At 63.4% G+C, this 25,191-nt stretch carries 24 protein-coding genes and 4 tRNA genes; 7 read left to right on the plus strand and 21 right to left on the minus strand.

The features are described 5' to 3' along the window. The first annotated feature begins 6 nt into the window (after positions 1 to 6). Positions 7 to 882, plus strand: a complete 876-nt coding sequence (locus AC54AG_RS10650) for a helix-turn-helix domain-containing protein (protein ID WP_496630285.1) — start codon at positions 7 to 9, stop codon at positions 880 to 882. A 55-nt stretch (positions 883 to 937) separates the two neighbouring features. On the opposite strand, the gene AC54AG_RS10655 is transcribed toward AC54AG_RS10650, so the two are convergent. From AC54AG_RS10655 to AC54AG_RS10670, 4 genes are all read right to left on the minus strand, one after another. Beyond that, positions 938 to 1,014: transfer RNA gene (locus AC54AG_RS10655), tRNA-Arg, on the minus strand. Between the two features lie 160 nt (positions 1,015 to 1,174). Beyond that, a tRNA-Arg gene (locus tag AC54AG_RS10660) sits at positions 1,175 to 1,251 on the minus strand. Between the two features lie 78 nt (positions 1,252 to 1,329). Next, positions 1,330 to 1,406: transfer RNA gene (locus AC54AG_RS10665), tRNA-Arg, on the minus strand. Positions 1,407 to 1,488: 82 nt separating this feature from the next. Further along, a tRNA-Arg gene (locus tag AC54AG_RS10670) sits at positions 1,489 to 1,565 on the minus strand. A 425-nt stretch (positions 1,566 to 1,990) separates the two neighbouring features. Here AC54AG_RS10670 and AC54AG_RS10675 point away from each other — a divergent pair. Beyond that, entirely contained in the window at positions 1,991 to 4,498 is a 2,508-nt protein-coding gene (locus AC54AG_RS10675; protein WP_496630286.1) for a hybrid sensor histidine kinase/response regulator, read from the plus strand. 305 nt (positions 4,499 to 4,803) lie between these two features. After that, positions 4,804 to 5,793, plus strand: a complete 990-nt coding sequence (locus AC54AG_RS10680; protein WP_034754992.1) for a GGDEF domain-containing response regulator — start codon at positions 4,804 to 4,806, stop codon at positions 5,791 to 5,793. Positions 5,794 to 5,869: 76 nt separating this feature from the next. Here AC54AG_RS10680 and AC54AG_RS10685 read toward each other — a convergent pair whose 3' ends face one another. Beyond that, positions 5,870 to 6,265: a hypothetical protein gene (locus AC54AG_RS10685; RefSeq protein WP_034754991.1), complete on the minus strand. Its 396-nt coding sequence runs from the start codon at positions 6,263 to 6,265 to the stop codon at positions 5,870 to 5,872. Positions 6,266 to 6,547: 282 nt separating this feature from the next. Here AC54AG_RS10685 and AC54AG_RS10690 point away from each other — a divergent pair, with 282 nt between their 5' ends. Both AC54AG_RS10690 and AC54AG_RS10695 read left to right on the plus strand, forming a co-directional pair. Further along, positions 6,548 to 7,261 (plus strand): sensor histidine kinase, encoded by a 714-nt coding sequence (locus AC54AG_RS10690; RefSeq protein WP_331776125.1) that lies wholly within the window; start codon positions 6,548 to 6,550, stop codon positions 7,259 to 7,261. Between the two features lie 77 nt (positions 7,262 to 7,338). Next, positions 7,339 to 7,854 carry a DUF6265 family protein gene (locus AC54AG_RS10695; protein WP_496630288.1) on the plus strand — a complete coding sequence of 172 codons (516 nt, stop codon included), beginning with the start codon at positions 7,339 to 7,341 and terminating at the stop codon, positions 7,852 to 7,854. Positions 7,855 to 7,905: 51 nt separating this feature from the next. Here AC54AG_RS10695 and AC54AG_RS10700 read toward each other — a convergent pair whose 3' ends face one another. The 14 genes from AC54AG_RS10700 to AC54AG_RS10765 all read right to left on the minus strand — a co-directional run bounded on the left by AC54AG_RS10700 (position 7,906) and on the right by AC54AG_RS10765 (position 22,277). Then, on the minus strand, positions 7,906 to 8,400 hold the full coding sequence (locus AC54AG_RS10700; RefSeq protein WP_496630289.1) for a hypothetical protein: 495 nt from the start codon (positions 8,398 to 8,400) through the stop codon (positions 7,906 to 7,908). A gap of 165 nt (positions 8,401 to 8,565) precedes the next feature. Beyond that, entirely contained in the window at positions 8,566 to 9,864 is a 1,299-nt protein-coding gene (locus AC54AG_RS10705; RefSeq protein ID WP_496630290.1) for an NAD(P)/FAD-dependent oxidoreductase, read from the minus strand. 15 nt (positions 9,865 to 9,879) lie between these two features. Next, positions 9,880 to 10,377 carry a hypothetical protein gene (locus tag AC54AG_RS10710; RefSeq protein ID WP_070301995.1) on the minus strand — a complete coding sequence of 166 codons (498 nt, stop codon included), beginning with the start codon at positions 10,375 to 10,377 and terminating at the stop codon, positions 9,880 to 9,882. A 90-nt stretch (positions 10,378 to 10,467) separates the two neighbouring features. Continuing rightward, positions 10,468 to 11,232, minus strand: coding sequence for a transporter (locus AC54AG_RS10715; RefSeq protein ID WP_496630291.1), 765 nt, complete (start codon positions 11,230 to 11,232; stop codon positions 10,468 to 10,470). A gap of 77 nt (positions 11,233 to 11,309) precedes the next feature. After that, positions 11,310 to 12,965, minus strand: coding sequence for a methyl-accepting chemotaxis protein (locus AC54AG_RS10720; RefSeq protein ID WP_496630292.1), 1,656 nt, complete (start codon positions 12,963 to 12,965; stop codon positions 11,310 to 11,312). Between the two features lie 165 nt (positions 12,966 to 13,130). Next, complete coding sequence (locus tag AC54AG_RS10725; protein WP_496630293.1) at positions 13,131 to 14,513, minus strand: multicopper oxidase family protein; 1,383 nt, start codon at positions 14,511 to 14,513, stop codon at positions 13,131 to 13,133. A gap of 2 nt (positions 14,514 to 14,515) precedes the next feature. Then, a complete protein-coding gene (locus AC54AG_RS10730; protein ID WP_496630294.1) occupies positions 14,516 to 15,874 on the minus strand; it encodes a TolC family protein in 1,359 nt (452 codons plus the stop codon). Position 15,875: 1 nt separating this feature from the next. Next, on the minus strand, positions 15,876 to 16,253 hold the full coding sequence (locus AC54AG_RS10735; protein ID WP_496630295.1) for a hypothetical protein: 378 nt from the start codon (positions 16,251 to 16,253) through the stop codon (positions 15,876 to 15,878). 120 nt (positions 16,254 to 16,373) lie between these two features. Further along, positions 16,374 to 16,790, minus strand: a complete 417-nt coding sequence (locus AC54AG_RS10740) for a hypothetical protein (protein WP_496630296.1) — start codon at positions 16,788 to 16,790, stop codon at positions 16,374 to 16,376. Positions 16,791 to 16,831: 41 nt separating this feature from the next. After that, positions 16,832 to 17,368, minus strand: a complete 537-nt coding sequence (locus tag AC54AG_RS10745; protein WP_496630297.1) for a hypothetical protein — start codon at positions 17,366 to 17,368, stop codon at positions 16,832 to 16,834. A gap of 117 nt (positions 17,369 to 17,485) precedes the next feature. After that, positions 17,486 to 19,069 carry a sensor domain-containing diguanylate cyclase gene (locus AC54AG_RS10750; protein ID WP_496630298.1) on the minus strand — a complete coding sequence of 528 codons (1,584 nt, stop codon included), beginning with the start codon at positions 19,067 to 19,069 and terminating at the stop codon, positions 17,486 to 17,488. A 143-nt stretch (positions 19,070 to 19,212) separates the two neighbouring features. Further along, complete coding sequence (locus AC54AG_RS10755) at positions 19,213 to 19,770, minus strand: NADPH-dependent FMN reductase (RefSeq protein ID WP_034754982.1); 558 nt, start codon at positions 19,768 to 19,770, stop codon at positions 19,213 to 19,215. Between the two features lie 88 nt (positions 19,771 to 19,858). Next, positions 19,859 to 20,974, minus strand: coding sequence for an alanine racemase (alr, locus tag AC54AG_RS10760; protein ID WP_331776117.1), 1,116 nt, complete (start codon positions 20,972 to 20,974; stop codon positions 19,859 to 19,861). Between the two features lie 13 nt (positions 20,975 to 20,987). After that, on the minus strand, positions 20,988 to 22,277 hold the full coding sequence (locus tag AC54AG_RS10765) for a D-amino acid dehydrogenase (RefSeq protein ID WP_034754980.1): 1,290 nt from the start codon (positions 22,275 to 22,277) through the stop codon (positions 20,988 to 20,990). Positions 22,278 to 22,383: 106 nt separating this feature from the next. Here AC54AG_RS10765 and AC54AG_RS10770 point away from each other — a divergent pair, with 106 nt between their 5' ends. After that, positions 22,384 to 22,884 carry an Lrp/AsnC ligand binding domain-containing protein gene (locus AC54AG_RS10770; protein ID WP_034754979.1) on the plus strand — a complete coding sequence of 167 codons (501 nt, stop codon included), beginning with the start codon at positions 22,384 to 22,386 and terminating at the stop codon, positions 22,882 to 22,884. A gap of 148 nt (positions 22,885 to 23,032) precedes the next feature. Beyond that, on the plus strand, positions 23,033 to 23,380 hold the full coding sequence (locus tag AC54AG_RS10775) for a hypothetical protein (protein ID WP_034754978.1): 348 nt from the start codon (positions 23,033 to 23,035) through the stop codon (positions 23,378 to 23,380). Here AC54AG_RS10775 and AC54AG_RS10780 read toward each other — a convergent pair. Together AC54AG_RS10780 and AC54AG_RS10785 are read right to left on the minus strand one after the other, a co-directional pair. After that, complete coding sequence (locus AC54AG_RS10780) at positions 23,346 to 24,290, minus strand: DMT family transporter (protein ID WP_072452989.1); 945 nt, start codon at positions 24,288 to 24,290, stop codon at positions 23,346 to 23,348. The genes AC54AG_RS10775 and AC54AG_RS10780 overlap by 35 nt on opposite strands. 58 nt (positions 24,291 to 24,348) lie before the next feature. After that, on the minus strand, positions 24,349 to 25,122 hold the full coding sequence (locus tag AC54AG_RS10785; RefSeq protein ID WP_072452987.1) for a helix-turn-helix transcriptional regulator: 774 nt from the start codon (positions 25,120 to 25,122) through the stop codon (positions 24,349 to 24,351). Positions 25,123 to 25,191: the final 69 nt, after the last annotated feature.

The following is a 25,191-nucleotide window of genomic DNA, read 5'->3' on the forward strand; positions in this document are numbered from 1 at the left end:
GTCACGATGACGCCTTTATTCGAACAAGTCACGATCCCGACGGGCCACTCCTGGGGCTTGCTGTGGCGCGAACTCGATGCCATTCCCTTCATCTGGCATTACCACCCGCAATTCGAGCTGACCCTGACCGTGAATGCGCGGGGGCAGCGCTACATCGGCGACCATCTGGGCGACTTCGAACCGGGCGACCTGGTGCTGCTTGGGCCGAATTTGCCGCACACGTGGTCGGCCAGCGAGCGCATCGACAGCGCGCAACCGATGCTGGCCCTCGTCGTGTGGTTTTCGCTCGAGTGGGTGGAGCAGCTGGTGGCCTGTTTTCCGGAGTTGCACGGCGTGCGGCAGCTGGCGGCCCGTGCCGGCCCGGCCCTGCATTTTTCAGCGGACGCGAGCACGCGCTGCGCCCATCAACTGCTGCAACTGAATGCCCTGCCCGTGCCGCAGCGCCTGCCGCTGCTGCTCGACGTGCTGCTGGACCTGGCGGCCGATGGCACCGCGCGGCCGCTGGCCTCGACAGCACAGGCGCCGATGCATGCCGATGGGCAGCAAAAGCGCATGGCCATCGTGTTTGACTTCATGCACGCGCATTTCCGGGAAGAGATCGCACTGGAAACCTTGGCACAGCGGGCCGCCCTGTCGCTGGGCGCGTTTCACCGCTGCTTCAAGCGCCACGCGCATTGCACGCCGGGCGAGTATCTGGCGCGGCTGCGCATCGGGCGCGCCTGCCAACAGCTGATCGAAAGCAATCTCGCCATTGCCGTCATCGCGCAAGAGGCGGGCTACCGCAACCTCGCGCATTTCAACCGCCAGTTCCGCGCCGCCAAGCACGTCACGCCGCGCGCGTTTCGCCTGCAATACCGGCACGGCGCCAAAGACTTGGCGTAAATCCGTTCGGAAACGAAAAAGGGGATCAGATTTTACAATCTGACCCCCAATATTCTGGTGCGGCTGGCAGGAATTGAACCCACGACCCCTTGGTTCGTAGCCAAGTACTCTATCCAGCTGAGCTACAGCCGCCTAAGACAAGATTATAGCAGGGCTTTGCAGAATGGCAAAGGGCGTCGTGCGGATATTTCACAATTGCCCAGGCTGCCAGCGTGGTCGCTGCCAAGGCACCGTCAGGACGAAAAAAAACCCGGAAAGCGAACTTTCCGGGTTTTTTCACTACTGCTGATACTGGTGCGGCTGGCAGGAATTGAACCCACGACCCCTTGGTTCGTAGCCAAGTACTCTATCCAGCTGAGCTACAGCCGCAAACTCTGACACACTTCGCCGGACGGCGCGAAGCTTGAAACTTTCATCAAGACGAAGCAAACTTCATCTTGGCAATACTGGTGCGGCTGGCAGGAATTGAACCCACGACCCCTTGGTTCGTAGCCAAGTACTCTATCCAGCTGAGCTACAGCCGCAAAACTTCTACAACATTCCATTAACAACATGGAGGTGAAACTTGTTACAACAAAACCAGGCAAAGTCTGATTTTCAGTATTCTGGTGCGGCTGGCAGGAATTGAACCCACGACCCCTTGGTTCGTAGCCAAGTACTCTATCCAGCTGAGCTACAGCCGCGCAGGCAAACATTATAGCGTATTCATTTCGCTTTGAAAAGTTCGATTTTTCAATCGCTTAGCTGATTTTGCAGAATACCGCCCCGCTCCATCGACTACCTTTTCACTGCCAAAAAGCGCACGCCTTTTTATCGGTGGACACTTCTGCTTTCACAGTGGCGCCCAGCGAATCGAGAAGTTGCTGTCTCGAAAGAAGCGGGATTATAGGGACTGCTTTCCAGCCTGTCCAGTGCTATCTGCAGGCGGCGCGCAAGCGTGCGGTGGCGGCGCGCCGCTTGGGGCTACAATACCAGCCAGACAGGGGCGTTTGTGCCTCCCCTAATGCATGACGGCGGGCATTGAGCATCATGACCTATTTAACTGAGCTTAGCGGCGGCCCGGCGGGGCAAGTGCCCGTGCGGCAGACTCACTGTTGCAGGATTTCCGATGGCCAAGCATGACCGCGAGCAAGACCTGCTTCCCCCATCAGCGCCGCTGAGCCTCTCCGACGAGCGCCTGTCCAACTTACTAGAAAGTATTACCGACGGCTTTTGCCTGCTCGACCGCGACTGGACCATCCGCTACCTCAATACGCGCGGCGCCGCCATGCTGGCGCCGCAGCACGCGCCTGGCGCGAGCCTGACGGGCAAGAACCTGTGGCAAGCCTGCCCCGACCTGCTGGGTACGGAACTGGAAACGCAGTACCGGCGCGCCATGGCGCAGCAGCACAGCAGCAGTTTCGAACTGCTGTATCCGCCGCTGGGACGCTGGCTGGACGTGCGCATCTTCCCTTCCAGCGACGGACTGACCACGTATATCCAGGACATCAGCCAGCGCAAGGCGACCGAGGAAACCTTGCGCCACAGCGAGGAAGACTTGCGCGCGCTGGCCAATTCCATCCCGCAACTGGCCTGGATCGCCAGCTTCGACGGCACCATTGCCTGGTACAACCAGCGCTGGCACGACTACACGGGCACCACTGCCGAGCAGATGGCGGGCGACGGCTGGAGCATCGCCTATGAGGCGCAGCACCTGCCGCCCATGCTGCAAGCGTGGAAGGCCGCCTTGCGCGATGGCACGCCCTTCGAAATGGAGTTCCCCATCCGTGGCGCCGACGGCCAGTACCGCTGGTTCCTGACGCGCGCCAATCCCGTACGCGACCAGGGCGGCCAGCTGCTGCGCTGGTTTGGCACGAGCACCGACGTCGACCAGGTCAAGCGCGCGCAGGAAGCCTTGCGCGATGAAACGCGCGTGCTCGAGTTGCTCAACAATACGGGCGCGGCCCTGGCCAGCACCCTCGATTTGCCGGCCCTGCTGCAGGAAACCGTCGATGCGGCCACGCGCATCAGCGGCGCGCGCTTCGGCGCCTTTTATTATGACGATGCGGGCGAGGTCCACGACAGCGTCGCTCCCCTGCCATCGGCACGCGCCGTCAACGGCATCAGCCTGCGCGAGGCCGATGCCATCGCCACGGAACTGCGCCAGGGAGCGGCCATGCGCCAGAACGACTTGCTGGCCGCGCCCGACGCCAGCGCCGGCGCCGCGCCGCCGCTGCGCAGCTGCCTGAGCCTGCCCGTCAGTTCGCGCTCGGGCCTGTTGCTGGGGCGCTTGCTGCTCGGCCATCCGCAAGCGGGCATGTTCAGCGCGCGCAGCGAACGCATCGTGTCGGCCATCGCGGCCCAGGCCGCCGTCGCGCTCGACAATACGCGCCTGTACGCGGCCGCCACGCGCGCCGCCGAAGAGCGCAAGGTGCTGCTCGACAGCGAACGCGAGGCGCGCGCCGACGCCGAGCGCACGAACCAGCTGAAAGACGATTTCCTCACCACCTTGTCGCACGAACTGCGCACGCCGCTGTCGGCCATCCTGGGCTGGGCCCAGGTGCTGCGGCGCGGCACGCGCGACCAGGCCGACCTGCACCGGGGCCTGCAAAGCATCGAACGCAATGCGCGCGCGCAGGCGCAACTGATCGAAGACTTGCTCGACATGAGCCGCATCACCTCAGACAAGGTGCTGCTGGACCTGCAAACCATCGTGCCCGCCAGCATCATCGCCTCGGCCATCGAAACCCTGCGCCCGGCGGCCGACGCCAAGCACATCGCCATCCACAGCAACATCGCCAGCGATGCGGGCACCATCACGGGCGACCCCAGCCGTATCCAGCAAGTGATCTGGAACCTGCTGTCGAATGCCCTGAAGTTCACGCCGCAAGGGGGGCGGGTCGAGATCGGCGTGCGCCGCGAGGCGAGCCGCCTGGCCATCACGGTGGCCGACAACGGCGTCGGCATCAAGAAAGACTTCCTGCCCCACGTGTTCGACCGCTTCCGCCAGGCCGACGCCTCCACCACGCGCCGCCATGGCGGCCTGGGGCTGGGGCTGGCGATCGTCAAGCACCTGGTGGAGCAGCATGGCGGCACGGTCACGGTCAGCAGCGCCGGCGACATGCAGGGCGCCAGCTTTACCGTGCGCCTGCCACTGGGGACGCGGGCCGCACCGGCGCGCCCGAAGGGCGGCGAGCTGTCCGCCAGCCACGACTTGCGCGGCGTTACGGTGCTGCTGGTCGATGACGAGGCCGATGCGCGCGAACTGACGGCGCGCATCCTGCGCGACAGCCACGCCGACGTGCATGGCGCGGGCAGCGTGGCGCAAGCGCTGCAACTGCTGGACCAGGTGCGCCCGCATGTGCTGGTCAGCGACATCGGCATGCCCGACGCCGACGGTTTCGACTTGCTGGCGCAAATCCGTGCGCATGCCTCCCCCGATGCCGCCAGTCTGCCGGCACTGGCGCTGACGGCGTTCGCGCAACCGCAGGACCGCCAGCGGGCGCTGGCCAGCGGTTTCCAGGCCTGGATCTCGAAACCGATAGACCCGGCAGAACTGCTGGCGGCCGTGGCGCAGCTGGCCGCGCAGCGCGGAACGCCCCCCCGCCCTGAACAGGGCCGCAATACACCACCCTAAAAAGATGATGCAAAGAAATACATAGTGCAGTACAAAATGACTATTTTCATGGGTTAGCCTTCCTACTTTCAGACGCGGCACTGTCCTACAAGCAACTAAGCGAAAGTTTGCTACACTGAAATGCAGAAGCACACCTGCACGGCAGGCCGGAGACGGCGGCCCTGGCCGGCGAGAACGGCAGAAGCGAACTCATGCGCTGTTGTGCGCCCTATCTTGTTGCAAGGCGCTACTATCTTTCCACAGCCGTCAGCCTATCATCTGCGGTAGAAGCCAGCGTTGCATAGACCGTATAACCGAGACCTTACATGCCCAGCCAAGATGAGATTTTGAAAGCCAAAATTTTGGTCGTCGATGATTCACCCGACAATGTTGACCTGATGCTGGAAATCCTGCGCGATGCCGGCTATACCAATGTGACGGCCACCATGCGTCCGGCCCAGGTTTGCCCCCTGCACCGGGAGCATTGCTACGACCTGATCTTGCTGGATCTGCAAATGCCGGAACTCAATGGTTTCCAGGTCATGAAAGGCTTGAAGGAAATCGAGCATGGCGGCTACCTGCCCGTGCTGGCCCTGACGGCCCAACCGAGTTTCAAGATCGCCGCCCTGGAAGCGGGCGCGCGCGACTTCATCAGCAAACCCTTCGACCTGATGGAAGTGCACAAGCGCATCCACAACATGCTGGAAGTGCGCCTGCTGTACAAGGAACTGGCGCAATACAGCAAGCAGCAGCAGGAATTGGCGCTGCACGACCCGCTGACGGGCTTGCCGAACCGGCGCCTGCTCGAAGACCGCATCGAGCATACCTTGCAGCAATCGGCCCGCAGCCGCGGCAAGTCGGCCATCCTGTACCTGGACCTGGACGGCTTCAAGGCCATCAACGACAGTTACGGCCACGGCTATGGCGATGAAATCCTGAAAATGGTGGCGGCCCGCCTGGTGGGCGCCTCACGCAAGGAAGATACGGTGGCGCGTATCGGTGGCGACGAGTTCGTCATCGTGCTGGGCAACCTGGCCGGCAAGGGCGACGCGCGCGAACCGGCCGCCAAGCTGATCGAAGTCATTTCCGAGCCGTATTTCATCAACGACCTGACCCTGCGCCTGTCGACCAGCATCGGCATCGCCATCTACCCGGACGACGCCAGTACCGTCGACTCGCTGCTGGGAGCGGCGGACACGGCCCTGTACGAAGCCAAGCGTGCCGGCAAGAACCGCTTTTGCTGCATCCCGCACGAGGTGATCGCCGCGCAGTCGCAAGTAAACATGCAAAAAAACAACATCCCGTCGATCGCCTGAGTTTTTCTTACCGCACAGCACGCAAAAAAACCGGCAAGCCTTCACGGCCAGCCGGTTTTTTTATGCGCAGGATGCGTTATTTCTTGCCAGCGGCTGCCTCATGCTGGCCCGCATGCTGGTGGTCCGTTTGCGCATCGACCGTTTCCGGCGGCACTTCGATGCGCGTGATACCGGCATCGACGGAAATCGGATCGCTGGCGGGGAAGGTCATTTCCACGGCGTCGTCGAGCAGCTCTTCCTTGGCCCGCTCTTCGCCGCTCATGCCCTCTTCATCGGCCAGGATGGCCAATGCGCTGGCCCATTTGACGAAATTGAGGTTGGCCAGTTCGCGCACGGTGTGCACGCCAAACGCTTGCTGCAAGGCCTTGGCATCTTTCGGGCTGACGCCGCGCAGGGCGCTGATGGGCGCATTGACGATGTCGCGGAAGCTTTTGTCGGCGTATTCCTGGTCGACGATGGTATCGATATTCATGGCATGTCCTTTCGTTTCGGTAAGCGGGCCTGTGCTGCATGGAGAAAATGCATGACACCACTATGGCAGTGTGCGGCGCCCCGGTATGTGCGCAGCCGTACGTAACGGCAGGAACGGCAGCTGCTGGCGCAAACGATAATATTGCCTACAATATAAAAGTGATGGAAGGAGATCAAAATTGCCGAAAAGACAGAAATTTTCCATCCATGCGCCCCGCGATGAAATCATCATGTATGATCCACAACTTGAATTTGGTCCACCTTTCACCATTCACGGGGCGCTATGTCCGCACAAATAGATCCGAACAAGGAAACGGCCCAGGCCGATGCGGAACGCGCCGCCGATCTCAGCGAGTTGCTCGGCCATGTCAACACCAGCTGGGACAATGAACGGCGCGCCCTGTCGCGCCAGCTGCACGACAGTCTCGGCTCGTCGCTGACGGCACTGACCATGCACCTGTCGCTGCTGACGCAAAAGATGCCGCAGGAAGCAGCCTTGCTCGACCGCGCGGCGACCATGAAGCAATTGCTGCTCAATGTGATCGAGACCAACCGCCAGATGCAGATGAAGCTGTGGAACGACAAGCTCGAGTTTCTCGGCGTGAATGTCGCGCTGGGCGAGCTGGCCACGCAATTTGCCGAACAGCACAACATCACCGTGCGCTGCAGCCTGCCCGAAGATGAACTGATTTGCCCGCGCAACGTGGGCGTGGCCCTGCTGCGCACCCTGGAAGAAGCGCTCGGCAACATCGCCGCGCACGCCAATGCCACGCAAGTGGACATCATCATCGACGACAATGACGAAGCGCTGATGATGACCGTCAAGGATGACGGCGTGGGCTTGCCCGCCAGCGAGCCCGTCGAAATGAGCAAGCACGGCCTGCGCTCCGTGCGCGAGCGCGTGCATTACCTCGGTGGCAGCCTGAGCCTGGCGGCCAATCCGCAAGGCGGCACGGCCCTGACCGTCGTCTTGCCGCGTGTGGCTCCGAAAGAATAGTCTTTGCCAGGCCACATCAAGCCAGAACACTGCCGGGGCACCCCGGACCGCAGAACGATTCGACGACAGGAGACCGCATGCAAGGACTGATCCCCACCCTGCTGGCAGCGCTGCTGGCCATGAGTACCGCCCAGGCCGCCGACAATACCGTGCCGCCGCCGGAAACCGTGGACAAGCTGGCCTGGCTGGCTGGCTGCTGGAACGTCGACGGCGCCGAACCCGGTTCCGGAGAACAATGGAGCACGGCTGCCGGCGGCACCATCCTCGGCACCAGCCGCACCGTCAAGGGCGGCAAGACGACGGCGTTTGAATTCGTGCAGATCCGCCTCACCGAGCCGGGCCAGCTGGCCTACATCGTGCAGCCGTCGGGCCAGCCGCCCGTGATCTTCAACCTGCTGCGCCAGGACAAGCCGAATGAATTCATCTTCGCCAACCTGGACAATGACTTCCCGAGCCGCATCATCTACCGCCACGACAGCGAGCGCATCTTGCACGCCAGCATTACCGGCACCTTGAAGGGCAAGCTCACCACTATCGACTTCCCCATGACACGGGGCCGCTGCGAAGCGGCGCCAATTCCGCGCAGCAAATAACAACCGGCGTCAAGGCAGGAACCAGGGCTGCATCTTGCGGCCCTTCTTGCGTCAAGGCTGCAAGCGAACGCCCGCACCCACAGGAGGCGGCATGGTGAAGGCGGCGGCCATGCCCAGCCAGCCAGCGAACCAGGCAATGAAGGCCGCCACGTGGCCATACTCCCAGCGTGCACGCAGGCGCGCATAGGCTGCGGCGAACTCCGCCTGGCTCACGTCGGCGCTACTCCCCCACTCCCCATTGACGGGGGCGACAAGGAAAGCCCACAGCAGCAAGGAGGCAAGCAGTGCGGCTGCCGAGGCAGCCAGCAGGCTCCCCTGGGGCAGGCGCCTGGAGCGAAAAGCCAGCACGGCCACGGTCACCATGGCGGCCATTTGGACGGCGCCCCCTACCGGGCCAAACAGGGCATACAGCGTGCTTGTCATCTGCGCATACAGCGCTGGCGGATACGCCAGCTTGACGGGCAGTTCCAGCAGATGGGCGGCACCCGGCGCGAGCCCCAGGGCCGTCAAGGTCAGGGCAATGACTTGCAGTAAGCGTGATGGCATGCCTGCCTCCCCTCATCAAGCTGTCCGCTCATGGCGCGTGTGCTTGCCCTTGTTATGACCGCGGGACGGCGCTGCGGTTCCCGGCCAACGCCACTCGCGCAATGCGTACGCTCCCATAAAAAACGGGGCCCTGCGGCCCCGTTGGATTTCCCTACTTACCGCACATCAATGCAGCTTGACCTGCGGCGTGCTGCGCTTGATCAGGAAACGGCCCATGGCCATGACGGCCGTGCGCACGCTGCCCAGCACGGCATTGTGGTGCATCAGGTGCAGGCTCACATACATCATGCGCGCGACAAAGCCTTCGACGAACCAGCTCAGGCCCTTCAGCGATCCCATCAGGGTGCCGACGGAGGTGGTGCGGCCAAACGACACGAGCGAACCGTAGTCCAGGTATTCGTATGGCTTCGTTTGCGGCGGCTTGCCCTTCGCTTGCAGCAGGAATGTTTTCAGCAGGTAATCGGCTTGCTGGTGGGCAGCCTGGGCGCGCGGCGGCACCAGCTTGCCGTCCGGCCCCATACAGGCAGCGCAGTCGCCCAGCGCGAAAATATTCGCATGGCCCTGCACGTTGAGCATGCCCGTCACTTCCAGCTGGCCGGAACGGTTGGTCGGCAAGCCCAAAGTGGCGAGGAATTCCGGCGCGCGGATGCCGGCGGCCCACACGCAGATGTCGGCCGCATAGCTGGTGCCGCTGGCCACCGTCACCTTGTCCGCTTCGATCGTGGTGACGCGCGTATCGGTCACCACGGTGATGCCATGCTGGTGCAGCAGTTTCGAGGCGGCAATGGAGACGCGCTCGGGCAGCGGTGCCAAGATACGCGGCGCCCCTTCGAGCAGGGTGATGCGTACATCCTTGATGGCGTTGAGATTCTGAAAACCATACGCGGCATACACGCCGCTCGCTTCGCGCAATTCGGCCGCCAACTCGACGCCCGTGGCGCCGCCGCCGATGATGACGATGTCGACACCGGGATGGCCCGCGTCGCCCTGGCGCTGCTCGGCCATGGCCAGCAGTTTCAGCAGGGTCAGACGGAAACGTTCCGCGTCTTCCGTGGCATTGAGGGAAATCGTGTTTTCCTTGGCGCCGGGCACGCCGAAGTAATTCGACGTGCTGCCCACGGCCAGCACCAGCTGGTCATAGCTGACAGTGCGCTGCGGCAAGAGCTGCTCGTCCTTGTCCGTGGCGATGGCGCCCACGGTGAGGCTGTTCGAGCCGGCGTCGAGCGCGATCAAGGGACCATAGACATAGGTAAAACCATTGTCATGCGCCAGCATCTGGTACGACAGGCCCTCTTGATGAATGTCCAGGGTGCCGGCCGCCACTTCATGCAGCGACGGTTTCCAGATGTGGTACAGGCGGCTGTCGACCAGGGTGACCTGGCCGGGGCCGAGCTTGCGGCTGAGTTTGCAGGCCAGCTCCAGGCCGCCCGCACCTCCTCCTACGATAACGATTTTACTATGCAAATATCCTCCTGCCTGTTAATCCTTGTGCCCGTTGCCGTTGCCGCGGCCATTGCCGTTGCCATGGCCCTTGCCCGGATGGTCATCATGCTTGTCGCGCTTGCCTTCATGCTTGTCGCGCTTGTCATCATGCTTGTAGTCGTGACGGCCGCGGTCGCCGTAATCGGGACGGCCATGGTCGCCATGCTGCTGGCGGTAACGGGGCACATATTGGTTGTTATACCAACTATCTTGGACGAAATATACCTCTTGGTTACAGGCATTATACTTGCGGCAGTGCTTGGACCAGTGTTTGGCATGGCCGGGCGGCACGCGCAGATAGATCGGACGGGCCGAATAGTATTGCGGGCGCTGTACGATGACGGGCTGGGCATAGATCAGTTGCGGCGCGGGATAGTCGCCGATATCGAGGCGTCCGTAAAAGCCTGGCTGGCCGACGGTAACGGAGACGCCGACCTGGGCGACGGCAGCGGTAGCTGCCGACAGCAAGGCGGCAGCAAGAATCAGGGTTTTCATGGTGACACTCCTTTTAGTTATGCCGTCATTGTAGACCTTGTGTGACTAACTGTTTGTTCGCAAGGACACATAAGGAACTCCGTCGCAATCTCACCACAGTTTGCCCAAGGGCACGACCACACCGCTGAACAGCGACCAGTCCGGCGACGCCGCCGTCAAGCCGCGCGCCATGCCGATATCGATGGCCAGCCGTGGCGTGGGACTGTAGGTGGCGGCCAGCAGCAGCTGCGCCGTGGACGGCGCACCGCGCAGGCGCGTGCCCGACACTTCGGCCGTGGCGCCCCAGCGGCCGCTGACGGGCGTGGAAAAAGAGGTCGCCCAGCCCGTTTGCACCCTGCACGTATCCGGGTCGGACGCCCCCAGGCGCGTGGCGTTCAGGTTGGCGTCCACGTGCACGGCGCCCAAGTCGCGGCTGACGATGCCGTTCAGCGACACATCGCTCTTGCCGCTGCCGATGCTGTCCTTGGCCGTCGGCAACTTCCAGCCCAGCTCCAGGCCCAGCGCCGTGGCGCTGTCGAGCAAAAAGGCGCGCTTGAGCACGACCGTCGTGTCGCCCACGCCCGTCTCGCGCCGCCCCGTGTCATCGCGCGCGCGCACAACACCCTCGCCTTCGAGCAGCACGCCCCATTCGGGCGTGAACGCCAGTTTGAAAGCGTAAGGCAGGCTGGCGCGGCGCGTGTCGTCCGTTTTCGACAGCAGTCCGCCGGCCTCGAATTCCAGCTGGCCCGGCACGGGCAGCTGGGCGGGACTGGCCACGGAAGGCCGGTAAGGCAGGACGGGATCACCCTGCTGCGCCTGCGCCAGCGGCGCCAGGGACAGCAGCAGAGATAAGCAAAGCAAGCGGGGAGACGGCATGAAAGATCCGGAAGTGGCAAACGCGCAATAGCGACAGCCTACCACCGCCGCGCCGATTGCGCCCGGGCCCGCCGTTGTCAGGCCAGGCGCCGCACGTCCTGCCTGGCGGCCGGCGCTGAGCGGCGCAGCGGCGTGACGTTGCTGGCCGCCGGCACGGCCATCTGTTGCGCTTGGGCATGCAGGCGGAATACGCCCACCAGTTCCGTCAAGGTCTGCGCCTGGTCTTGCAGCGATTCGGCGGCGGCAGCCGCCTCTTCCACGAGGGCCGCGTTCTGCTGCGTCACCTGGTCCATCTGCAGCACGGCCTGGTTGACTTGCTCGATGCCGGCGCTTTGCTCGGCGCTGGCGGCCGTGATTTCCTGCATGATGTCGGCCACCTGGCGCACGCTGGTGACCACCTCATCCATCGTCTTGCCCGCGTCATGCACGAGTCTGGAACCGATTTCCACCTGCTCGACGGAGTCGCCGATCAGGGTCTTGATTTCCTTGGCGGCACTGGCAGAGCGTTGCGCCAGGTTGCGCACTTCCGCTGCGACGACGGCGAAACCACGTCCCTCCTCGCCCGCCCTGGCCGCTTCCACGGCCGCGTTCAAGGCCAGGATATTCGTCTGGAAGGCGATGCTGTCGATGACGCTGATGATGTCGACGATCTTGCGCGAGGACGCATTGATCGATTCCATCGTCTGCACCACCCGCCCCACCACGGCGCCGCCCTTGCCGGCCACGTCGGACGCGGCGCCGGCCAGCGCATTGGCCTGGCGCGCATTGTCCGCGTTCTGCCGCACGGCCGACGTCAGCTGCTCCATCGACGACGCCGTTTCTTCCAGCGAACTGGCCTGCTCTTCCGTACGGGACGACAAGTCGAGGTTGCCCTGGGCGATTTCGCCCGAGGCCGTATTGATGGTGTCCGTGCCCGAGCGCACCTGGCTGACGATGCCCACGAGCTTGTCGCGCATGGTTTTCATGGCAAACAGCAGGCTGGCACTGTCGTGGCTTGCCGTGCGGATCTCGACGGTGAGGTCGCCCTCGGCGATGGCGCCAGCGATCTTGACGGCATACGCCGGTTCGCCACCGAGCTGGCGCGTCAGTCCGCGCGTGATCAGCGCCCCGAGCGCCAGACCGGCCGCCACGCTGCCCAGCACGAGCGCGATCATGAAGCTGCGGCTGGCCTGGTACACGCCCGATGCCTGCTCGGCAGCCGCCTTGGCCCGCGCTTCCTTCTGCAATGACAATTTATCGAGCACGCCGTCCAGCTCATCGGCGTGCTGGCGCGTCTTGGCCAGCAGCGCCGTCAGCTGCGCGCTGCGCTGCGCCAGCGGCTCGGCCGCCGCCAGCGCCAGCGACTGCTGCAAGGTGCTCACATACTCGGCCTCAACGGTGACGAAGCGGGCAAACAGCTCCTTGGCGGCCGGCGTGACGAACAGCGGCTGGGCCTTGGCCAAGTTGTTCCTGTTCTCTTCCAGGTATTTGGCGATATCGGCCTGGCGCCCGGCGCGCTCTTCGCTGGTGGTAGCCAGCAGGAAATTGCTGCGCGCGCGGCCCACCTTGATCAGGGCGATATTGGCTTCCTTGATGTACGACAGCCCCAGCAACTCATGGTTGTACATCTGCCCCGCCATGGTGTCGATCTTGCCCATGTTGAAAATGCCGATGCCGGCCACGATGGCCCCCATCAGCGCGACGCAAAAGAAGGCCGCGAGCAGGCGCGTCCCCACTTTCATTTGATTCAACATGTTTCCTCCTAGGCAAGACGATAGCCAATAATTCAAGCGTATGACTTGAATATAAGGAAAAAACAGTCACTAAAATGCTCGGATTGTCACTAAGCAACAATTCATTGATTTGAAGCAACACACCCAGGGGCTTGCCGTGTTAGCAAGTCCCCGGGAAGGGGCGCGTCAATGCCCGCTGTGCCCACCCGGTTTGCGGACCGTCATCTCCACGCCGCTTTTTGTCACCGGCTTGCCCGCGCCCTGGCCGCGCACCGGTGCCGGCAAGGCGCCCGTCCATTCATGGGCCACGCTGCCGGCCGGATGCTTGTACCAGCCCGGGTCGCGGTAGTCGCCCGGTTTCTGGTCCTTGCGCACCTTGACCGTGGTAAACATGCCGCCCATGCCGATGGCGCCGAAGGGGCCGTCTCCGGCCATCATCGGCAGGGTATTGTCGGGAATCGGCATCTGCATTTCACCCATGTCGGCCATGCCCCGTTCGCCCATCACCATGTAGCCGGGCACGAGCTGGCTGATCTTCGCCGCCACGCCCTGGTGGTCGACGCCGATCATGGTGGGCACGTCATGTCCCATGGCATTCATCGTGTGGTGCGATTTGTGGCAGTGGAAAGCCCAGTCGCCGAGGTCCGTGGCGGTAAACTCCACGGCCCGCATCTGGCCCACGGCAATATCGGTCGTCACTTCGGGCCAGCGCGATTCGGGGCGCGTCCAGCCGCCATCCGTGCCCGTCACCTCGAATTCGTGGCCATGCATGTGGATCGGGTGGTTCGTCATGGTGAGATTGCCCACGCGCACGCGCACCTTGTCGCCCTGGCGCACGACCATCGGGTCAATGCCGGGGAAGACGCGGCTGTTGAAGGTGAACAAATTGAAATCCGTCATGGTCATGATCTTCGGCGTGTAGCTGCCGGGATCGATGTCGTAGTTGCTGAGCAAGAAGACGAAATCGCGGTCCACCTTCATGAAGTTCGGGTCTTTCGGATGCGTCACCCAGAAACCCATCATGCCCATGGCCATCTGCGTCATTTCATCGGCATGCGGGTGATACATAAAGGTGCCGGGCCGCTTGGCAACGAATTCATAGACGAAGGTTTTGCCGGGGGCGATGCCCGGCTGGGTCAGGCCCGTGACGCCATCCATGCCGTTCGGCAAACGCTGGCCATGCCAGTGCACGCTCGTGTGTTCCGGCAATTTATTCGTGACAAAGATGCGCACGCGGTCGCCCTCCACCACTTCAATCGTCGGCCCTGGCGACTGGCCGTTATAGCCCCACAGGTTCGCTTGCATGCCGGGCGCCAGTTCGCGCACGACGGGTTCGGCCACCAGATGGAATTCCTTGACGTTGTTGTTCATGCGCCAGGGCAAGGACCAGCCGTTGAGGGTGACGACGGGGTTGTACGGACGCCCGTTCGGCGGCGGTGGCGGCGCCTTGGTATCCGCGCCGGCCATGCTGACGGCTTCCGGCAACGATGCCGCACCGACTCTGCTGACGGCCGCGGCACTGAGGGCGACGGCGCCCGCATTCATGAAAAAGTTTCTACGTGTAATCATCATTATTCCTTGTTGGCTGGGCCGCTGCCATTGATGGCTGACTGCAATTCGGTTTGCGCGATCCAGAAATCGCGCTGGGTCTCGATGGCGCTGTTCACGCTGGCGACCTGCTCACGCGCGTCGGCCAGCAGCTCGAAGACGCTGGCCAGCATGCCGTTGTAGCGCAGCAGCACTTCGTGCGAGATCGTCTTGCGCAGCGGCACGACTTCATCGCGGTAATGGCGCGCCAGGTCGTAGGCCGTGCGGTAGCTCGAATACGCTTCGCGCACTTCCGAGCGGGCTTTGACAGCCGTGCCCGCCGTGCGCTGCAGCGACTGCTCGTACAGCGCTTGCGCCTTCGCATTGCGCGCCGAACCCCAGTCGAACAGCGGCAATTCCAGCGACACTTCATAGCCGTTTTCGCGCGGCGCCTCGCTGCTGCTCTTGTTGGTGTAGCCCACGTCGAGCACATTGATGAAGCCCGTCACCTTGGACAAGCCCAGCGCATCGGCCGTCGCATGCGCGTCGAGTTTCGCTCTTTGCACGTCGAGGCGCTGCTCCATCGCCTGCGCCTCGATATTGCCCGCGTCCGCCGCCTGGGCCGGCAAGTCGGGCAAGCGCGACGGTAAAGTAAAGCTGGTCTGCTTGCCCCACAGGCCCAGCAAGCGCGTCAGGTGCTCGCGCGTCACCAATGCCTGGTGGCGGGCGCGGGCCAGGTCGCCGGCGGCGTCCGCGTAAAACACTTGCTGGCGCGCCTGGTCGAGGCGGCTCCAGTTGCCCGCCTGCTGCAAGCGCGTGGCCAGTTCGGCGCCAGCCTCGGCCGACAGCAGCGCGCGCTGCATGAACGCTTCCGTCTGTACGGCGGCCACGGCGTTGAAGTAGGCGCGGCGCGTGTCGGATGCCAGTTGCACGGCGCTGCTGGCGGCCTGCAGCTTGGCTTGCTCGAAACGCCCCCGCTCGATGTTCACGCGCATCGGCATCGTCAGCAGGCCGGCCAGGTCGAAGCTGACGCCGCGGTCGATTTCATTGCCGTGGCTGCCGTGCGAGCGGCCGAACGACAGGCCGGGATTGCGCAAGCGCCCCGCTTGCACGAGGTCCGATTCGGACGCGCCCAGCTCGGCCAGCGCCACCTTCATGCCGTGGTTGTTCATCAGGGCGATGCGCACGGCGCTGTCGGCGTCCAGGGGCTGGGCCAGCAATTGCGTCAGCTTGTCCTCGCCGCCCTTGTCCGCCAGCGCCGCCGGGGCGCCCGTGCGGGCGTCGGCCAGCGCGGAGACCGTCTGCATGCCGCCATCCTGGCTGAAGCTGGCGCAGCCGCTGAGCAGCAGGACGGCCGCCAGGGCCAGCGGCGTGAGGCCATACGGGTTCTTGAAACGCGTCATGTCAGTGTCCTTCATGCTGGTGGTGCTGATGTTGCGGGGCGGGCTTGGCATCCGGCTTGGAGCTGGGGTTGGGGTTGGGCTGGGCCATCGGCATCTTGTGCCCTTCCATCTTGTGCCCTTCCATTTTGTGGCCATCCATCTTGTGGCCATCCATTTTCATCATGCCCATATGGCCGCCGGCCTTGCCGACTTTGTCGTTGACGGCGCGCCAGGTCTGGTCGGGCGTGGCCTCGTCCTCGGCGGCGGAACGGTAGCCGGCGAAGGCGGAGCGGTAGGTGGTGGCCGGCACGGATGCTTGCGCCTCTTGCGGGGCGGGCTGGGACTGCGCTGCGGCAGCCAGCGGCAGCACAGCCAGCGCGAAGCTGAACAGGTGTTTCATGGTATTCCTTGAATGACAGGGTATGGCGCGGCGGGCGCGCGACTGGAACGCTGGCGCGGCCGGTGCAAGGCTCAGGATGCTGGGACGTGCGACGGCGGCACCGCCAGGTTCAACGGGCGGTCAGGCGGAGCGCGTGCTTCTCGGGGGGCGTTCGGGACCAGGCGGAATATGCCCGGCGAACAGGGAATCGGGCGCCAGCGCCGGAGTCGGCGCGCGCAGGGTCAAGGCGTGCAAGGCAGGCATGCCGGGCGGCGCCGTGGCGCCCACGGTACAAGCGCCATGGTTGCTGCAATCGTGACCGTGGTGCGTGGCGCCGCCAGCGTCCATGGCCATTTTCATCGGCTGGTCCTGCATCTGCATATCCGCCATGTCGTGGCACGGGGGCGCCTCCATTGCGGCAGCAGTGACCGTGACAGCGACCGCCAGCTCATCCACGCAGCAGCTGCGCATGGCCGACGCAAAGCCCTGCAAGGGCAGCGTGACGGCCAGCAACCAGAGCAGCGAGCGGGCGAGAAAGCGGAAAAAGGCACGGTTCATGGCACAACTATAAACCTTCCCACATGAGGAAGGTCAAGCCCCTATTTACGGACGTAGCCGTGCGTCAGCCAGATCACGTACACACCGTAGTAGCCCTGCCCTTCGAATATGACCTGACCATCGGCAAAAGAGACTGTCTCCACTTCATTGACGATGAAATACGCGCGGTTGTCCGCCGCCTCCACATCGCCCCAGTAGCGTGGAACCTGGCTCCGGTAGCCGCTGGCTCGCCCGATCGCGTCCATTAAATCGCTGATCATGAAGTCGTACAGCATTTCGGCCAGCAGCTGCCGGTGGCCTGCCAGCATGGCCGTGATGTCGGGATAGCCCGCTTCCTTGAGCGCGGGCAAGTCGCTTTCCTCGTCCTGCAGGTCATCCTCGCGGCAAGTCTGGATAAAACTGTTGAACGGCTCGTCGAGCAAATCCGCCAGCGCCGCTTCCGGCACGCTCAGGCGGAACGGGTGCAGCGGCAGCACACTGTGCTGGCCATAGTTGAGTCCGCGGCAGCCCAGATAGGCCAGCGGGTGCGGCTGTCCAGCGACTTCGCAGCGGATGCCAAGTGCTTGCTCAAACGTCATCAATATCCATCCCTGCCATGCCCGTTGTCCTCGTTGTAGCTGATCAGGGTCACATGGTAAGCGCTGGCGGGCAAAGCGGACAGGCTCAGATGCAACAGAAAATAGCGGATCAGTTTATCAGGCAGGCTCCGTGATGCCCACGCAATTGCGTCCGTTTTCCTTGGCCACGTACAGCGCGGCATCGGCAGCCAGCAGCACGGCGTCCGCACCGCCCACCTTGCCCGCTTCCTGTTCCGACGACACGACGCCCAGCGAGACCGTGATGGCGCCCGCGCCGGGAATCACGGCGGCGGCCACCCTGGCGCGCAAACGCTCGGCCACCTGCAGGGCCGCGTCGAGGTCGGCGTCGGGCAGCAGCATGATGAATTCATCGCCGCCAGTACGGCACAGCACGTCGGCATCGCGCGAACAGGCGCGCATCAGCTGCGCCAGGCGCAGGATGACGTCGTCGCCCACGGCATGGCCCCACTGGTCGTTGACTTGCTTGAAATGGTCGATGTCGATGGCGATGACGGAAAACGGCCGCGCCTGCGCCTGCCAGACGTCGAGCGCCGCCGCCATGCCGCGCCGGTTCGACAGGCCCGTCAGCGGGTCTGTCTGCACGTCGGTCTTCAACTTGCCGATCTTGTTCTGCAACAACGCCAAGCCCTTCAGCAGGGCTTTCTTGATTTGCGCCGCCTCCACATACCAGGCACGGATGCCGGCGATGTGCTCGGCCGTGCCGGGCGCATCCATGCGCCGCGCGCCGTCGGCCAGCTGCATCAGGGGGCGTGAAATCAGGCTGGCCAGCCACCAGATGAATGGCAGGCTCAGCAAGGCGATCGGCAGCGAATGCCATATCGTGTTGGCCATCAGCTGGTTCAGCGGGGCCAGGGTCATGGCCGTGGGACGCTGCGCCACGATGCCCCAGCCCGTCGACGGCATGACGGCGTAGCCGGCCAGCATGTCCACGCCCAGGCTGTTGCTCATGCGCCGGTTGCCGCCGCCCTGCTGCGCGACGATGGTGTCGATGACGTCATTCTTGCCGGCCAGGTCGCCCAGGCGCTCGGGGTCCGGGTGGTACAGCAGGCGCCGGTTCTGATCGACCACGTACAGGTAGGAACCGTCGCGGTAGTAATGCTGGCCCAGCATGGTGTACAGGATGTTTTTCTGTTTCAGGTAGATGCTGCCGCCCACATAACCGAGGTAGCGGCCATCCTTGCCAATGATGGGATGCGAAATGAAGACCACCAGGTTGCCGGCCGAGGAGACGTAGGGCTGCGTTACCAGCGGGCGCCGTTCGCGCAGCGCCTGCACGGCGCCGACGGAGTCGAGCGTGCGGTTTTTCAGGGCCAGCGTTTCCGGCGACACGCCCAGCACCTTGCCGTCCGCATTGACGATGAGCACGGAATTGAAGCTGTTCGTTTGCAAACGCAGGCGCTGCGCCTCGTCCGTCAGCCAGGCATCGTCGCCCATGCGCGATGGCAGGCTGCCGGCGCTGTAGGCCAGTTGCTGGCGCGCCGACTGCAGGAAATCCTCGGCCGTGCTGGCCAGCTTGCTCGCATACGCGTGGTTCGCTTCCAGGGTCGTATCGATCAGCAGCTGGCGCTGCACGCTGTAGCTGGCATAAAACGTATTGGCCAGGGACACCAGGGCGCTGATAAAGGCCACGAGCACGATCAAACGGCGCAGATTCATGCGCAGAACAGGTTTAGTCCACATGGGGTCGGCAAGAAATTGGAAAGTATTGCGCTAAAGAAAGAGCGCATTATACCGAGACGCCCGTGCCAATATTGAAATGTTGGCATCCATGGTCAAAGAAAATGTACAAGCGGCAACGCAGAACGCTGCCGCTTTGATCTGCATCAAGCGTGGATAGCGTGCTTGCGGACCCAGTCCACGTAGCGCTGCATCCAGCCCTGGAAGAAACCGAGGCTGGCCGGACCGATGCCGCCATGCTCGTCAAACAGGCCATCCTTGGCCTGGATAAACATCTCGGGCTGTCCCAGCAGCGGCACGTCCAGGTAGGACAGCACATTGCGCAAATGCTGCTGCGCCAGGGCCGTGCCGGTGGCACCGACGGACACGCCGAGCACGGCACCCGGCTTGCCGCCCCACACGCTCTGGCCATACGGACGCGAACCGTGGTCGAGCGCATTTTTCAGCACGCCGGGAATCGAGCGGTTGTATTCGGGAGTGAGGAAGAGCAAGGCTTGCGAGGCGGAAATGTCGGATTTGAGGCGCAGCACCTGCTCGGCCTGCGCACCATCGTCATCCTGGTTATACAGCGGCAAGTCGCCAATTTCGATGTGCTTGAAGGAAAATTCGGGCGGCGCCAGCTTGACGATGGCGTCGGCCAGCTTGCGATTGAAGGAATCCTTGCGCAGGCTGCCGACGATGATAGCAACGTTATATTGGCTCATATATATCCCCGATGATGGTTAAAAAGAAGCCCCGGAGTGGAGTTCACACCGGGGCTATCTTGCCACACAATCATGGGTTTCGCGCTGTTTAGCGTGCGCCAGCCAATCCCTGGTATTCGCGGTAATAGCGCCCGCCCAGGTTCGTCAATACCTCGTAGCCGATGGTATTGGCCATGGCCGCCACGGCGTCAACCGGGTGTTCGGCGCAGATCAGGTCGACCAGGCTGCCCGGCGCGACGCGTTCTTCGGCGATGGCGCTCACGTCCAAGGTGATGGAATCCATCGAGATGGCGCCGATTTGCGGCACTTTCACCCCGTCGACGATGGCCAGGCCCTGGTTGCTCATGCTGCGCAGCCAGCCATCGGCGTAACCGACGGAAACAGTGGCCACCTGGCGCGGCTCGCTGGCCGTATAGCGGCGGCTATAGCCCACGTGGTCGCCGGCGGCAATCGTGCGCGTCTGCAAAACCTTGCCTTGCAGGCGCACCACGGAGCGCAGGGGATTCGGCTCGCCGCCCTGCGGCCCGATGCCGTACAGGGCGGCACCGGGGCGCACCAGGTCGAAGTGATAGTCGGGCGACAAAAAGATGCCCGAGGAATTGGCCAGGCTGGCGCGGTATTGCGGCAAACGGGCGCGGATGGCCGTGAAACGTGCCAGCTGCTCGCCATTCATCGGGTTGCTGCGCTCGTCGGCGCAAGCCAGGTGACTCATGAGGTAGCGCACTTTGATGCCGTCGAGAAAGTGCGGGTCCAGCAGCCAGGCGTCGATTTCCTGCGGCGACAAACCCATGCGCGACATGCCCGTGTCGACCTGCACATTCGCTTCCAAGGTTTTGCCCAGCGCCTTCGCATGCGCGCGCCAGCCAGCCACCTGCGGCTCGCTGTTGAGCACGGGAATCAGGCCATGGGCCGTGAATTCGCCTTCCGTGCCGACGGGCGGACCGTGCAGCACGAAGATGTCCGCGTCGGGCGCCACGTGCGGGCGCAGGCTGATGCCCTCTTCCAGGTGCGCCACGAAGAAATGGCGGCAGCCTTCTTCATACAGGGCCGCGCCCACTTGCGCGGCGCCCAGGCCATACGCGTCGGACTTGACGACGGCCGAGCAGGCGGCCGGGTGCGCCTTGTCGCGCAGCAAGCGGTAGTTGGCGCGCACGGCGTCCAGGTCCACCGTCAGGATGGCGCCGCTACGTTCCTTCGGAGGCATGCTGGCCCCCATCTCAGGCCGCCGCGTGCTGCAGTTTGCCATGTCCCTGCGCGCCGCTGTAGCGGCTGACGGACAGGTCGTCGGCCAGGATGGCCGGCTTCTTCGACGACATCAGGTCGGCCAGCAACTGTGCCGAACCGCAGGACATGGTCCAGCCCAAGGTGCCGTGGCCCGTGTTGAGGAACAGGTTGCGCAGCGGCGTACGGCCGACGATCGGCGTGCCGTCCGGCGTCATCGGACGCAAGCCCGTCCAGAACGTGGCTTCCGCCGTGTTGCCGCCGCCAGGGAACAGGTCGTTGACGACCATTTCCAGGGTTTCGCGGCGGCGCGGGTTCAGGTTCAGGTTGTAGCCGGCGATTTCCGCCATGCCGCCCACGCGGATGCGGTCATCGAAACGGGTCACGGCAATCTTGTAGGTTTCATCGAGGATGGTCGACACGGGCGCCTTGGCCGCGTTGACGATCGGCACGGTGATCGAATAGCCTTTCAATGGATACACGGGAATATCGAGCAGCGGCTTCATGAAGCCCGTCGAATAGGAACCGAGGGCCACCACATAGGAATCGGCCTTGACGATTTCCGCGCCGCACTGCACGCCGGCGATTTCATCACCCTGCGTCAGCAGCGCGTCGATCGATACGCCATAGCGGAACTTCACGCCCAGTGCCACAGCCATCTCGGACAGGCGCGTGGTAAACAGCTGGCAATCGCCCGTTTCATCGTTGGGCAGGCGCAAGCCGCCGAACAGCTTATCCTTGACGGCTTCCAGGGCCGGTTCGGCGCGCGACAGTTCGTTGCGCTGCAGTACTTCGTACGGCACGCCAGCGTCTTTCAACACTTCGATATCCTTGGCCGCATCGTTGTATTGCTTTTCGGTGCGGAACAATTGCATCGTGCCTTGCTGGCGGCCTTCATAGGTGATGCCCGCCTCGGCGCGCAGCACCTTGAAGCAGTCGCGGCTGTATTCGGCCAGGCGCACCATGCGTTCCTTGTTCACGGCATACGCTTCCGGTGTGCAATTACGCAACATCTGCCACATCCATTTCAGCTGAGCGGCGCTGCCGTCGAGCGAGATGGCCAGGGGCGCGTGGCGCTGCATCATCCACTTCACGGCTTTCAGGGGAATGCCGGGCGCAGCCCATGGCGAAGCGTAGCCGGGCGAGATTTGCCCCGCATTCGCGAAGCTGGTTTCCAGTGCCGGGCCCGGCTGGCGGTCGATGACGGTCACCTCATGTCCTGCCTTGGCCAGATAGTAAGCACTGGTGACGCCGATGACGCCGCTACCCAGAATCACGATACGCATAGTTTCCTCATTATATTTTTTTAGGCTGACGCCAGATTAACCGCTATCATATTGGGAAAGAGCCAGTATTTGTTCACGTATAAATCGAGATATTCAGCAATAAATCATGAGAATCCTTAAAGAATCGGCACGTGGCCTCGACAAGCTGGACCGCCACATCCTGCGCATCCTGCAACAGGATGGCCGCATCTCGATGAAAGACCTCGGTGAACAGGTGGGACTGTCCATCACGCCCTGCATCGAGCGGGTCAAGCGCATGGAGCGCGACGGCGTCATCACGGGCTACCATGCCAAGGTGAACCCGGCCGCGCTGGGCGCCAAGCTGCTCGTCTTTGTAGAGATTACGCTCAATCAAAAATCCGCGTCCGCCTTCGAGCAATTCCGCCGCGAAGTGCTGCAAATTCCCGAGGTGCAGGAATGCCACCTGGTGTCGGGCGACTTCGATTACCTGATCAAGGCGCGCATCCATGAAATGGCCGAATACCGCAAGCTGCTGGGCGACATGCTGCTGCAGCTGCCCGGCGCCGCGCAATCGAAAAGCTATGTGGTGATGGAAGAAATCAAGGAAACCCTGGCGCTGTCGACCGACGTATTGCAGAGCCGATAAAAGTACCGTCTGCCGGAACCAAAGGCATCGTTTTTTGCACCTTTGTATAATTTTGTAGCACTTTACCTGGTTCGCAAGCACACTCCTCTCCTGACATCACGCCCGTCCCCTCTGAGATTGGAAGCAGTGATGCACACTGGGAGTCCCTATGAACACATTGATCAAACTGGCAGCTTCCTGCCTCGCGGGCCTGGCCGTGGCCATGTGCACCGCCAGTGAATACAAGGTCAACCGCGCGCCGGACAATGGCGCCATCTATCAAAACATCAAGGTCGGCAAGACCACCCGCCTCGACCTCGACGCGGCCCTGGGCAACGCCACCGTCGTCAGCTTCGATCCCGGCTATGAAGTCTGGGTCTACAAGAACCAGCTGCAAGCGCCCAAGGTGACGCGGCTGATCCCACTGCTCGGCGAAAAAGGCACGCGCGAAGTGGCCGTCATGTTCGACCAAGCAGGTATCGTCAGGAAATTCCGGATACACGAGCCGCGCAAGTAGGCGGCCTGTGCGCCGCGGCGCATGCCGCCACGCCTGCCAGCAACAGCATGGTGGCAGCTGCCTCGGCCAGCGTAGGCCAGCGCTGCTCCCACAAGTAGCCGTACAGCAAGGCAAACAGGAATTCAAAGACGATCATCTGTCCCATCAGGGTGAGCGGCAGCACGCGGCTGGCATGGTTCCACAAGCCATTGCCGACGACGGAACACAGCAGCGCGACACCCATGACGACACCCGCAAACTGCAGCCAGGCCGTGCCGCCATGCGCGGCAGGTGCGGCAAGCGCGACGGGAATGGCCAGCAGCAGCGCGGCAGCGCCCGTCACCACGCCCGTGAGCAAATTCCACTCCTGCGCCGAAACCGAGTGCAGCCGCCCCAGCCAGCGGCTGTTGCCGACCGCATACACCGTCCACGACAGCAGCGCCGCCAGCGCACACAGCAGCCCCAGCAGGGACGCATGACGGGGGCTGGCCAGCGACTGCCAGCTGATGCAGACCAGCCCGCCCGCGCTCAGCAGCAAGGAAGGGATCAGGCGCCGCAGCGGCACGGCATGCCGGTCGCGGCTGCCCACGAGCGTGACGACCAGCGGCAGCAAGCCGATCACCATCGACGTCATCGCCACGCCGCCAGTCTGCACGGCGCTGGCCAGCAGCACGTAATACACGATATTGCCTGTCAGGCTGAGCCAGACGAGCCCGCGCCATTCACGCCAGCTCAAGGCGCGCAGCAGGCGCCGCCACGACGGTGCAACGAGCACGGCCGCGATCAGGCCATACGCCAGGTAGCGGCCCACGGACAGTTCCAGCGGCTGGAAAGCGGGGATCAGCGCCGGCGCCAGGAATACCAGCCCCCATAGCGCGCCTGCGGCGATGCCAGCCAGCATGCCCAGCCGGCTCTTGTTTTCTTGATGCATGGTCAATCTCCTGAAAAGGAGATTGTGGCAAGTCTGCCGCGTCGATTCTTGGCGCCAGCTACTGCCTTGTTGACCGTTTCTCCCATTTATCGCGACATGCGCGCCGATAGGCCGCTGGCGTGACATCCATGCTGTCGCGCATGGCGCGCGTCAATGCGCTCTGTTCGGAAAAGCCGGCCGCCAGCGCGATCTCGGCGAGGCTGGCATCGCCGGCGGCAAGCAAGTCGCAGGCGCGTCCTAAGCGCTGCTGCAACAGCCAGGCATGCGGGCTGGCATCCATTTCTTCACGAAACAGCGCGTGCAGGCGGCTGACGCTGAGATTCGCAAAGTGCGCCATCGACGCCGTCGACCACGGCAAGCCCGGCTCGGCTTGCACACGGGCAAGCAGTGCGCCCAGGCGCGAACGGGGCTGCGGCTCTCCCAGCAACAAGGTATCGAGCAACAGCGGCGTCCAGCCCGTGACGATGGCCGGCGTCAGCGCCCGCTGCTGCGCCATGACGCCCAGGTAATCCATCAGCTTGCGGGCGCCCGGCCCGATCGCCGTGTAGGGACCGTCCAGCAGGCGTTGCCAGCCGCTGTGCGCCACGGCGGCCGCGTCCACGTCGACAATGATGGAATGATTGGCCACCTGGCTATGCTGGACATGCCAGGCGTGCGCCGGAATTACGACGCCCTGCTGCGTATCGACTTTCCCCTGCCTGCCATCAATTTCCAGCAATAGCTGTCCGCTGATGGGCAGCACCAGCTGCACGAAATCGTGGCGGTCCGGAGCGCCGATGTGCGCATAGCTGCGAAAGCTGAGGCCGATGGCAGAATGTGATGGACTGGACATGGCGAGACCGCCTGGGCGAAGAAGTCTCCATTTTATCAGCTCAGTGATCGCTTGCTGATGCGCAGATGC

The organism is Janthinobacterium sp. BCJ23 (assembly GCF_059617945.1).

Bases quoted from the DNA above. Each gene is read 5' to 3' on its own strand.
- AC54AG_RS10650 (WP_496630285.1), top strand. From the start codon at position 7: ATGACGCCTTTATTCGAACAAGTCACGATCCCGACGGGCCACTCCTGG.
- AC54AG_RS10675 (WP_496630286.1), top strand. From the start codon at position 1,991: ATGGCCAAGCATGACCGCGAGCAAGACCTGCTTCCCCCATCAGCGCCG.
- AC54AG_RS10680 (WP_034754992.1), top strand. From the start codon at position 4,804: ATGCCCAGCCAAGATGAGATTTTGAAAGCCAAAATTTTGGTCGTCGAT.
- AC54AG_RS10685 (WP_034754991.1), bottom strand. From the start codon at position 6,265: ATGAATATCGATACCATCGTCGACCAGGAATACGCCGACAAAAGCTTC.
- AC54AG_RS10690 (WP_331776125.1), top strand. From the start codon at position 6,548: ATGTCCGCACAAATAGATCCGAACAAGGAAACGGCCCAGGCCGATGCG.
- AC54AG_RS10695 (WP_496630288.1), top strand. From the start codon at position 7,339: ATGCAAGGACTGATCCCCACCCTGCTGGCAGCGCTGCTGGCCATGAGT.
- AC54AG_RS10700 (WP_496630289.1), bottom strand. From the start codon at position 8,400: ATGCCATCACGCTTACTGCAAGTCATTGCCCTGACCTTGACGGCCCTG.
- AC54AG_RS10710 (WP_070301995.1), bottom strand. From the start codon at position 10,377: ATGAAAACCCTGATTCTTGCTGCCGCCTTGCTGTCGGCAGCTACCGCT.
- AC54AG_RS10715 (WP_496630291.1), bottom strand. From the start codon at position 11,232: ATGCCGTCTCCCCGCTTGCTTTGCTTATCTCTGCTGCTGTCCCTGGCG.
- AC54AG_RS10720 (WP_496630292.1), bottom strand. From the start codon at position 12,965: ATGTTGAATCAAATGAAAGTGGGGACGCGCCTGCTCGCGGCCTTCTTT.
- AC54AG_RS10725 (WP_496630293.1), bottom strand. From the start codon at position 14,513: ATGATTACACGTAGAAACTTTTTCATGAATGCGGGCGCCGTCGCCCTC.
- AC54AG_RS10730 (WP_496630294.1), bottom strand. From the start codon at position 15,874: ATGACGCGTTTCAAGAACCCGTATGGCCTCACGCCGCTGGCCCTGGCG.
- AC54AG_RS10735 (WP_496630295.1), bottom strand. From the start codon at position 16,253: ATGAAACACCTGTTCAGCTTCGCGCTGGCTGTGCTGCCGCTGGCTGCC.
- AC54AG_RS10740 (WP_496630296.1), bottom strand. From the start codon at position 16,790: ATGAACCGTGCCTTTTTCCGCTTTCTCGCCCGCTCGCTGCTCTGGTTG.
- AC54AG_RS10745 (WP_496630297.1), bottom strand. From the start codon at position 17,368: ATGACGTTTGAGCAAGCACTTGGCATCCGCTGCGAAGTCGCTGGACAG.
- AC54AG_RS10750 (WP_496630298.1), bottom strand. From the start codon at position 19,069: ATGTGGACTAAACCTGTTCTGCGCATGAATCTGCGCCGTTTGATCGTG.
- AC54AG_RS10755 (WP_034754982.1), bottom strand. From the start codon at position 19,770: ATGAGCCAATATAACGTTGCTATCATCGTCGGCAGCCTGCGCAAGGAT.
- alr (WP_331776117.1), bottom strand. From the start codon at position 20,974: ATGCCTCCGAAGGAACGTAGCGGCGCCATCCTGACGGTGGACCTGGAC.
- AC54AG_RS10765 (WP_034754980.1), bottom strand. From the start codon at position 22,277: ATGCGTATCGTGATTCTGGGTAGCGGCGTCATCGGCGTCACCAGTGCT.
- AC54AG_RS10770 (WP_034754979.1), top strand. From the start codon at position 22,384: ATGAGAATCCTTAAAGAATCGGCACGTGGCCTCGACAAGCTGGACCGC.
- AC54AG_RS10775 (WP_034754978.1), top strand. From the start codon at position 23,033: ATGAACACATTGATCAAACTGGCAGCTTCCTGCCTCGCGGGCCTGGCC.
- AC54AG_RS10780 (WP_072452989.1), bottom strand. From the start codon at position 24,290: ATGCATCAAGAAAACAAGAGCCGGCTGGGCATGCTGGCTGGCATCGCC.
- AC54AG_RS10785 (WP_072452987.1), bottom strand. From the start codon at position 25,122: ATGTCCAGTCCATCACATTCTGCCATCGGCCTCAGCTTTCGCAGCTAT.